Consider the following 8278-nt stretch of genomic DNA (forward strand, 5'->3'; position numbering starts at 1 on the left):
ATTGCGTATGCTCGGATAGCGCATGGCCTTGGGTGTCTAAGAATAGACCGAGAACGGCCTTCAGACTAGCTTTTTTTTTTTTGATAGACACTAGGCATGATAGAAATTAGGCTATACACTAGCCTTTGGGCGTGTTGAAGCATGGTTTTGATGGCCGTCTTCGACGTTTACTTACGCCCTTTTTTTCAGATTTTCGCTCTCTACGCAACCCTTACTGAAAATGGTGCAAGATCTCAGTTAATAAACTGCTTCAATCTCCACAGCTAGAGACTCCCGCGAATCACCCCCCAGCTGGCCAAACGTTTCACCGTTAATACGTTCGGCAATTTGACGAGATGTATTTACCTGCCAGTGGAATCCTTGCCATACATCCTGCTTAAGCTGAAATAGATAAGGCTTTAATTCAACTACCTGCCAATCGCCACCATAGGACAACACATTTTGCTCGGTCGCAATTTGCAGTACGCCATCTTGCGCTTTTACCAGGTAAGCATCCTGGAAGCGTAGAAAGAATCGATCTGGTGATTCAGGGCTACCCACATTGTCAACGGACATTTCCATCAGCTCTTCATCACCACCAAGCTCACCAAAAGTACCATTGGTCACACGATAAACTTCCTGGCGGGAGGTGTTTACTTTCCAGTAAAAGTTTTGCCAATTTCGCTGACGAAAGGCATAGAGATAGGGCTTTAGCTGCACAATTTCCCAATCGAGGCCATAGGACAGCACGTTCTGTTGTGCTGCAATTTGTAGTCCTGGCTGATCTGGCTCGTAAACTAGATAGGCATCGTTAAAGTGAATCAAAAACTGCTCTAACGTGGTTTCATCTTTGTTAATATCTGGGTTTACCGTAAGGTTGCCTTCTTCCAAAATGCTTAGCTGTAGATATTCAGGGATAACAGGCTCTGCTACTGCTAATTGTGCTGCTACGCTACGACTTACAATCCCTTCCATCGCCGTGAGCATGCTCAGACCTGTAAATCCAATTACAGCCGTACGCTGACATAGGTTATAAAAACTCTTCAGTGACATAATCCATTCCTTTTTCTAAGTGGTTTTGGTGAGTGCAGACAGTCTGTCTTTCACTCGACAATCACAAAGTAGGTGAGGGATCAGCACCGAAGCTAATTTAATATTTATCTTCCAAAACCCTTGGTATAAAGGGAGTTCGTTTATTTTTTCTCTAGGGGACTTACCGTATTCCCCCAGGTTTGGTCTGATTTTTCATCAATCACTGTTTCATACAATCGCCAAATCCCTCTTAGCTAAGCTTCTCTAAGGAAGCTATAACCAAGAGGGACAAAAAGAGGAACAGATTTCAAAGACTGCAGCTAGATAGACCAGAGGCTGGCAATACATCAGGCTAGTTGATAATCTCCCTAAGAGATTCTTCTCTCCTACTGCAGTAAACTGCGTAGCATCCAAGCGTTTTTCTCATGGATTTGTAACCGCTGGGTCAACAAATCAGCCGTGGGTTCGTCGTTGGCTTCGTCGGCTACGGCAAAAACGGTGCGGGCGGTGCGGGCCACGGCTTCTTGGCCTTCTACTAGCAGCGCAATCATCTCGTCTGCTGTGGGTACGCCTTCGGTCTCGCTGATGGAGCTGAGTTTGGCGTACTCGCTGTAGGTGCCTGGGGCGGGGAACCCGAGTGCCCGAATCCGCTCGGCAATGGCGTCTACCGCTAGGGCTAATTCGTTGTACTGGCCTTCAAACATGAGATGCAATGTCTGAAACATGGGACCTGTCACATTCCAGTGGAAGTTGTGGGTCTTGAGATAGAGGGTATAGGTATCGGCCAGGGTGCGAGCTAGGCCATCTGCGATCGCACGCCGCTGTTCTTCACTGATACCAATATTGATGGGGGGTGTGGACATAGCTAGTTTCCTAATCGTAAGGGGATGAGTCGGTGACCAGACGGTCGGCCAAACAGCTAAACACTATAGTGCTGAGTGCAGCTCAGCAAGTATAGATATCGATGTCCTGCTTTGGCTGTATTTTGCAATCCTCTTAATCATACTCATAACGACTTCGACTTGCAATGATTTTATGACCAGTGCCGACAGGAGCAACGTTAGGGAACAGTTGCAAAACTCTTACAAATTATCAACCCAGGTGATCGGGGTTTGGGCTATGGTTTGAAAGTTAGTGTGAACGGGCAGCTGTGGCTGATGGATGAATGGTAGTAAGTCATTCCTTGGGTAAACGAGCCGGATTAATTGCGTTGGGGCTGCTGGCTGTGTTTTCCAGCCGCGCTCTGGCCCAGACGCCGCTAAACCCAGAAATTCAGATTGGGTTGGTGCAGCGATTTGGCGATGAGGACGCGGACAAACTGGTTTTAACGCCGTTAACGGGCGATACCCTGACCGTGTCCTTTGAGACCAATGGCCAGCCCGAGACCCTTACGACCCAGCAGCTGACGTTAGAGGTGGGGGCACAGCCGTTACCCCAGCCGGTGCTGCAGGAGTGGGTGGTGCTGAGCAGCCACCGCAGTTTTGAAAGTGCTGAGGAAAGTGCCAACCGGTGGAGTCAACAAGGGATTGCCACGGAAGTGGCGCAGCCCAATAGCTGGCAAGTATGGGCCAAACGGGAGGATTACAATACGCCGCTGCTGCGACGGTTGCTGTTGGAAAGTTTGCACAAAGCTGGCCACACCAATACTTTTATCGATAGTCAGGTGCTGACAGAAGCGCCCCGATCTGCGTTTATCGCCAATGGCTATCGCTACAATCGTCACCAGTTTCGGATCACCAGTGCGAACCGTCGGGTGCAGATTGCTGAGAATGGTGGGTCCAAACAGCTGTTTGGTGGTGATTTTAAGCTCCAGCCCAATGCCTATGGCACCTATACCCTGGTCAACCAGGTGCCGATTGAGCTTTATTTGCGTGGGGTGGTGCCCCATGAGATTGGTCCCGGTGCGCCCCAGACTGCGGTTGAGGCCCAGGCTGTTTTGGCAAGAACCTACGCCCTCCGCAATCTGCGGCGGTTTGCCATTGATAACTATGAGCTGTGTGCCGATACCCAATGCCAGGTTTATCGGGGGCTAAGCGGTGTGGTTCAGCGGGCGGATCGTGCGATCGCAGCCACCCAAGGCCAGGTACTCACCTACAATGGCGAGCTGATCGACGCCCTTTACTCCTCCACCACAGGGGGGATCACGGCTCGCTTTAGCGATGTCTGGAATGGCGCTGACCGTCCCTATTTGCAGCCCGTGATTGATTCCATCGCCTTTAACTGGGACTTAGCCGCCCGCCCCCTATCCGACGAAAATAACTTCCGCGCCTTTATTAACCTCAAAAATCGCTTTAACGAAGACGACTGGCCCACTTTCCGTTGGCAACGCTCTGGCACCCTGGCTGAAATTACCACAGGGGTTAAGGAATACTTGACTAACCGCAAAAACCCCTTGGCCAATCTCACCACCGTCACGGCGCTCACCGTCACCGAACGCTCCCTGACAGGGCGGGTACAAACCCTCTTGGTCAACACCGACGTCGGTGACTTTGAACTCCACAAAAACGAAGTTGTCAGCGCCCTGATCCCTCCTCGCAGCCAGCTCTTTTATCTAGAGCCGATGTATGAAACTAAAGCAGCTGACAAGGACGAATCAAAAACAGCAGCAGCAAATCCAACGCCTAGTGCAGACTCCGCCTCTAAACAAAGCCCGCCCGTACTCAAGGGCTATACCTTTGTTGGTGGTGGTTTTGGCCACGGTGTGGGCATGAGCCAAACCGGCTCCTACCGCTTAGGAGAAAACGGCTGGCCCTATCAGCGGATCCTGCAGTTTTACTATCCCAATACCCAGCTGTTACCCATCAGCAACGAAATCGTTTTTTGGCAGGATCCTGAAACATCCTCAGAGGAGACATCTCAATAAAAAACACAGCCCCCCATATCATGGGGGGCTGTGTTTTGGCCAAGGCCTAGTTAACCATAGGCCACAGGAAAAAGTCTAGTAAAGCTCTTCTTCCTGGTGAGTCATAACAGTGCAGTCAGACGTAGGATAGGCCACGCAAGTTAGCACGTAACCAGCTTCGATCTGATCATCATCCAAGAAAGACTGGTCGGACTGATCGACGGTACCAGACGTAATTTTGCCAGCACAAGTGGAGCAAGCACCTGCACGACAGGAGTAGGGAAGATCAATGCCTTGCTCTTCAGCAGCATCGAGAATGTACTCGTCATCAGGTACCTCAATAGTGGTGTTTAGGCCTTCACCTTCATTGATCAAAGTAACCTTAAAAGTTGCCATGCTAGTATCCTCTGCAATTGCTGTAATTATAGCTTTGTTAACTCTCAACAGTTCCTATCAAATACTCAGTAAGGAATCTATCTGAATCAACATCGTTTCTGATACTACGGGAAAATTATCGGTCTGCGCTACTTTTACCCAGGTCGGCTGAATGGTATTCGTAATTGAAGTAAGACCTTTTCTAAGGTTTTACTTATAGATGAATAAATAGTCACCCTTGTGTCAGCGATAGAATCCTCTTCAGCAGGAGGGTTGAAGAGCTAAGCTTGCAGACAAGTAGCCTACGATACTCAAATTAATTTATTGCTAATTACTATTTTGATTAGAAAATTTTATGTATCTTTATTCAGCAATTGATTGATAGAAACTCAGGCTTTTTTTAAGACTTTTATTATTAATAAAATCTGCTCAGTAGGTTAGACGAAATACCCAACTTTGGGTTTTGAATATTAAATACTTGTCATCCCAAATTTAATGCTAATTCAACCAGTAATTACTCATCATAGAGAAACGTTTATTGCTTACCAATAGCTAATTTCATACTGTTTATAAAAAACAAGAGTGACCCATCTTAATAAGTCACTCTTGCTTTGATTTAGCCGCCAAGGCTTAACACTGAACGGCTAAAGCGATACAGAAAACGGAAAGCTTAGTAAAGTGCTTCTTCCTGGTTCGTCTCGATAGTGCAGTCGGAAGTAGGGTAAGCCACACAGGTCAATACGTAACCTGCTTCAATCTGGTCATCATCCAAGAAGGACTGGTCGCCCTGGTCAACAGTACCGGCAGTGATTTTACCAGCACATGTGGAGCAAGCACCTGCACTGCAGGAATAAGGAAGATCGTCTACTGCATCACTGTCGTTAGCAGCATCCAGAATTGTTTCGTCGTCAGCAACGTCGATCGTAGTGCTGTTTCCATCAGTTACTAAAGTAACCTTAAAGGTTGCCATGCCAATATCCTCTACTATTGCAGTGATTGTAACCCTGTTAATCCCCAATAGTTCCTATAAAGGTTGTTAATGGGGAATTCCCTAGGGCAACTTCATTTCTGATACTACGAGAAAATCATTATGCTTCGCTACTTTTCTGAGCAGTGGCTGAATGGTTTTCGTAATCAAACTAACGCTGCTCACACGATTTTACTTATGGAACTGACCGTTATTGTATTGGCAACTATCTTTGAAATTCATTGTAGACAGAGGGTTTGACGGTTTACCATCTGGGTAGAAGCTTTGGGGAACCTCGTTCAAGTTATGATTAATTAATCTTTTTATCAGAAATACTTATGTGTTATCCTGCAGATAGATTACTGATAGTAAATATCAATTTAGTCTGGTTTTCTACTACTACTAAGGAACGATAAGTCAGCTTGTTTTGCGGTCTAATTTATATTCCCTTAGTAGTAGTAGAAATGTTCAAAGTTGTGCATTCTCCTTGAGAGAGGCACTGTGTCCCAGTACGTCGCAAGCAATGACGATCTATGCAGGGGTGATTGGCACCGGTTTTGCGGCTCGCAAACGCGTTGAGGCGCTGCAGGCAAGTTCTCGGGCTCATGTGGTTGCTGTTGCTAGTCGGAACCCAGAGCGGGCACGACACTTTGGGGAGCAGCATCAAATCGCATTTAGCCCTATCGAGATGCTGTGGAGTCAGCCACAGTTAGACCTGGTCTTTATCTGTACGGTGAATGCGGCCCACGCAGACTTGGTACAGCAGGCTCTAGAGCACCACAAGCATGTCGTTGTGGAATATCCGCTGGCGTTAGATGTAGCCCAGGCGACTCAGCTGGTGGGTTTAGCGCGGGCGCGTCAGCGGCTGTTACATATTGAGCATATTGAACTGATTGGTGGGCTGCACCTGGCCATGAAGCAGCATTTGAGCGCTATTGGTAAGCCCCACTACGTTAATTATCGAACCCTGGTACCTCAGCAGTCCGCTCCTAAAAAATGGAGCTACTGCCCAAACCTAGTGGGGTTTCCGCTGATGGCAGCCCTGTCTCGGATTCGGCGGTTAACCGATCTGCTGGGTCCTGTGGGCTATGTCACCTGCCAAGGTGGACTGCAGCCGCCCAGCTCGGACTATTTTCACAGCTGTCTCTACAGCGCTCAGCTTAGATTTTGTAGTGGTACCTTGGCCGAGCTGACCTATGGCAAGGGGGAAGGTCTATGGCAGCGCCATCGCTATATGGAAATTAGGGGAGATCAGGGATACCTGAGCTTTGATGGTAACCAAGGGCGTTTAATTACAGCAGCGGGTGAGCAGGAAATTGCCGCTGCTCCCCGCCAGGGTTTATTCAAAAAAGATACCCAATGGGTGTTAGATCATCTTCTGGAGGGGACGCCGCTGTATGGGCAGCCAGAGGAGAGCTTGTATGCTCTGCAAGTGGCAGCGGCGCTGCAGCAAGCTGTACAGACGGGTCAGCGAGTGGCAGTATCTAACGATTGACCAAAACCCCTGGCCGTTCTTGCTCCGGTACGATATCCATCACATCCATCTGAGCGCAGTAGTCTAAATCGGCTGTGTTCTTAAGGCCCAGCAGACGCTGACCGTGGGTGGCGACGCGCATTAGCTCCGCCATCCGGTGCTGCCACTGTTCATATAGGGCCACCGCAGCCACCGCAGAGTCATTGCCTGTACAGTCCACAAAGCTTTGATTGTTTTTGGCCATCAGGCTATGGATAATGGCTCCGGCACAGACGGTGTCTTCTAGGGAGTAGGTGCCTTCCCAGCCGGATCCCACTAGCCAGACTGTCTCGGGTTGTTTGGCTAAGAGTTTATCGACAACGGCCTGACGAGTGGTGAGAGCTGCGGTCATGACCGACGGCGCTGCTTGAATCCGCTGGAGACAGCGGGTGCCGTTGGTGGTGCTCATAAATAATCGGCGACCGGCGGTGCGTTCAGGAGAATGGTCGCGGGGGGAATTGCCCAGGTCAAATCCGTCTACCCGCTGTCCGCCGCGCTCTCCGGCCAAAATGCATTTTTCAGAGGGCCATTGCTGAGCGGCTTGGACGAGTTTATCTAGGTCGCTAAAGACCTCTATGGCCTCAGCGCCTGCTGCAAACGCCGCTGCCATGGTGGTGGTTGCCCGGAGGACATCGATTGCGATCGCACAGTCGGGCAAAGCATCAGCTGGCGTTTCTTCAGGCGTGTGATAAACAAATAATTTCACAAAAATTTATGTGCAGACAGACCAGACTATTCTATGCGGGAATGTACTCAAAACAATATTTCAAATTTCCCCCACAAACCATTGGGGATTTAAAAGCCCCTCAGGATCAAACTGTCGCTTGATTGCTTGCATCATCCCCAGGGCATTGCCGGTATACCCCCAAGGTTCTAGGCCTAGCCCAGCTGGGGCCTGGAGAATGGTCAAATAGCCGCTGTGGGCAGTGCAGTGCGATCGCAATTTTTCTAACGTATCTACCATCTCTGGTTCCTGCCCTGCCAGGGCAATCAGTCCTAGGCCGCTAGCATTGTGCAGTCGCCCCAGCCAGCCCGAGGGTAGTTTTTCTAGGAGCTGTAGCAGCGGTACCACCTGGGTGGGCAGCAGCCCAACTTTGCATAACACCGTTGTCGAACTGGCCAGCTGTAGCGCCAGAGATGACCAAAATGAACTATCGTCCACGGTTTTACTGGTCAGTCCTGCATCCGTCGCAATCGCCTGAAACCGCTCCACCTGTTCCTGCACTCCGGCAGCAATCCCTTGAAAGCGACCGACCAAACGCACCCCGTTACTGGCACCAATCACATCCATCGCCACGGGGGTAATCCCCTGGAGGCGAATCTGTAAGGCCGCAGAGGCAACGGCCTCGGCTGTACCAGACAGCACCATGGTTTGCGATTGTGCCGCCAGCGGATATAGCCGCAGGGTGAGCTGACTCAAAATCCCCAGGGTGCCATAGGCCCCGGTCATTAGTTTCATCAGGTCGTAACCGGCCACATTTTTGACCACGCGACCACCGGCCTTGACCACCTCACCGTCGTAGCGCACAAACTGGATACCGATGACTGTGTCGCGGACGCTGCCATAGCG

At 49.7% G+C, this 8278-nt stretch carries 8 protein-coding genes; 2 read left to right on the top strand and 6 right to left on the bottom strand.

Translation table 11 applies throughout. The annotated features are described in order from the left end of the window. Positions 1 to 237: 237 nt before the first annotated feature. Positions 238 to 1032: a hypothetical protein gene (locus tag IQ260_RS23145; RefSeq protein ID WP_193995448.1), complete on the bottom strand. Its 795-nt coding sequence runs from the start codon at positions 1030 to 1032 to the stop codon at positions 238 to 240. Between the two features lie 365 nt (positions 1033 to 1397). After that, the gene (locus IQ260_RS23150; protein ID WP_228016368.1) at positions 1398 to 1874 is read right to left on the bottom strand and encodes a Dps family protein; all 477 of its coding nucleotides are present in this window, start codon (positions 1872 to 1874) and stop codon (positions 1398 to 1400) included. A 302-nt stretch (positions 1875 to 2176) separates the two neighbouring features. Between IQ260_RS23150 and IQ260_RS23155 the strand changes: the two genes are divergently transcribed. Further along, positions 2177 to 3874 carry a SpoIID/LytB domain-containing protein gene (locus tag IQ260_RS23155; protein ID WP_193995449.1) on the top strand — a complete coding sequence of 566 codons (1698 nt, stop codon included), beginning with the start codon at positions 2177 to 2179 and terminating at the stop codon, positions 3872 to 3874. A 75-nt stretch (positions 3875 to 3949) separates the two neighbouring features. On the opposite strand, the gene IQ260_RS23160 is transcribed toward IQ260_RS23155, so the two are convergent. Both IQ260_RS23160 and IQ260_RS23165 read right to left on the bottom strand, forming a co-directional pair. Further along, entirely contained in the window at positions 3950 to 4249 is a 300-nt protein-coding gene (locus tag IQ260_RS23160) for a ferredoxin (RefSeq protein ID WP_193995450.1), read from the bottom strand. 649 nt (positions 4250 to 4898) lie between these two features. Continuing rightward, positions 4899 to 5198 (bottom strand): 2Fe-2S iron-sulfur cluster-binding protein, encoded by a 300-nt coding sequence (locus tag IQ260_RS23165; protein ID WP_193995451.1) that lies wholly within the window; start codon positions 5196 to 5198, stop codon positions 4899 to 4901. A gap of 520 nt (positions 5199 to 5718) precedes the next feature. On the opposite strand from IQ260_RS23165, the gene IQ260_RS23170 reads away from it, so the two are divergent. After that, positions 5719 to 6690 (top strand): Gfo/Idh/MocA family protein, encoded by a 972-nt coding sequence (locus IQ260_RS23170; RefSeq protein WP_193995452.1) that lies wholly within the window; start codon positions 5719 to 5721, stop codon positions 6688 to 6690. Here the strand turns inward: IQ260_RS23170 and IQ260_RS23175 are convergent. Beyond that, complete coding sequence (locus tag IQ260_RS23175; RefSeq protein ID WP_193995453.1) at positions 6680 to 7414, bottom strand: 2-phosphosulfolactate phosphatase family protein; 735 nt, start codon at positions 7412 to 7414, stop codon at positions 6680 to 6682. The two genes, IQ260_RS23170 and IQ260_RS23175, sit on opposite strands and share 11 nt — an antisense overlap. 60 nt (positions 7415 to 7474) lie before the next feature. Next, positions 7475 to 8278, bottom strand: an 804-nt coding sequence (locus tag IQ260_RS23180; protein WP_228016369.1) for an FAD-binding oxidoreductase, incomplete at its 5' end; no start/stop codon positions are given.

It is taken from the genome of Leptolyngbya cf. ectocarpi LEGE 11479 (genome assembly GCF_015207065.1).
Lineage (GTDB): Bacteria > Cyanobacteriota > Cyanobacteriia > Phormidesmidales > Phormidesmidaceae > Leptothoe > Leptothoe ectocarpi.

What these genes read in the sequence shown, in the direction of transcription:
- IQ260_RS23145 (WP_193995448.1), bottom strand. Translation starts at nt 1,032, where the DNA reads ATGTCACTGAAGAGTTTTTATAACCTATGTCAGCGTACGGCTGTAATT.
- IQ260_RS23150 (WP_228016368.1), bottom strand. Translation starts at nt 1,874, where the DNA reads ATGTCCACACCCCCCATCAATATTGGTATCAGTGAAGAACAGCGGCGT.
- IQ260_RS23155 (WP_193995449.1), top strand. Translation starts at nt 2,177, where the DNA reads ATGGTAGTAAGTCATTCCTTGGGTAAACGAGCCGGATTAATTGCGTTG.
- IQ260_RS23160 (WP_193995450.1), bottom strand. Translation starts at nt 4,249, where the DNA reads ATGGCAACTTTTAAGGTTACTTTGATCAATGAAGGTGAAGGCCTAAAC.
- IQ260_RS23165 (WP_193995451.1), bottom strand. Translation starts at nt 5,198, where the DNA reads ATGGCAACCTTTAAGGTTACTTTAGTAACTGATGGAAACAGCACTACG.
- IQ260_RS23170 (WP_193995452.1), top strand. Translation starts at nt 5,719, where the DNA reads ATGACGATCTATGCAGGGGTGATTGGCACCGGTTTTGCGGCTCGCAAA.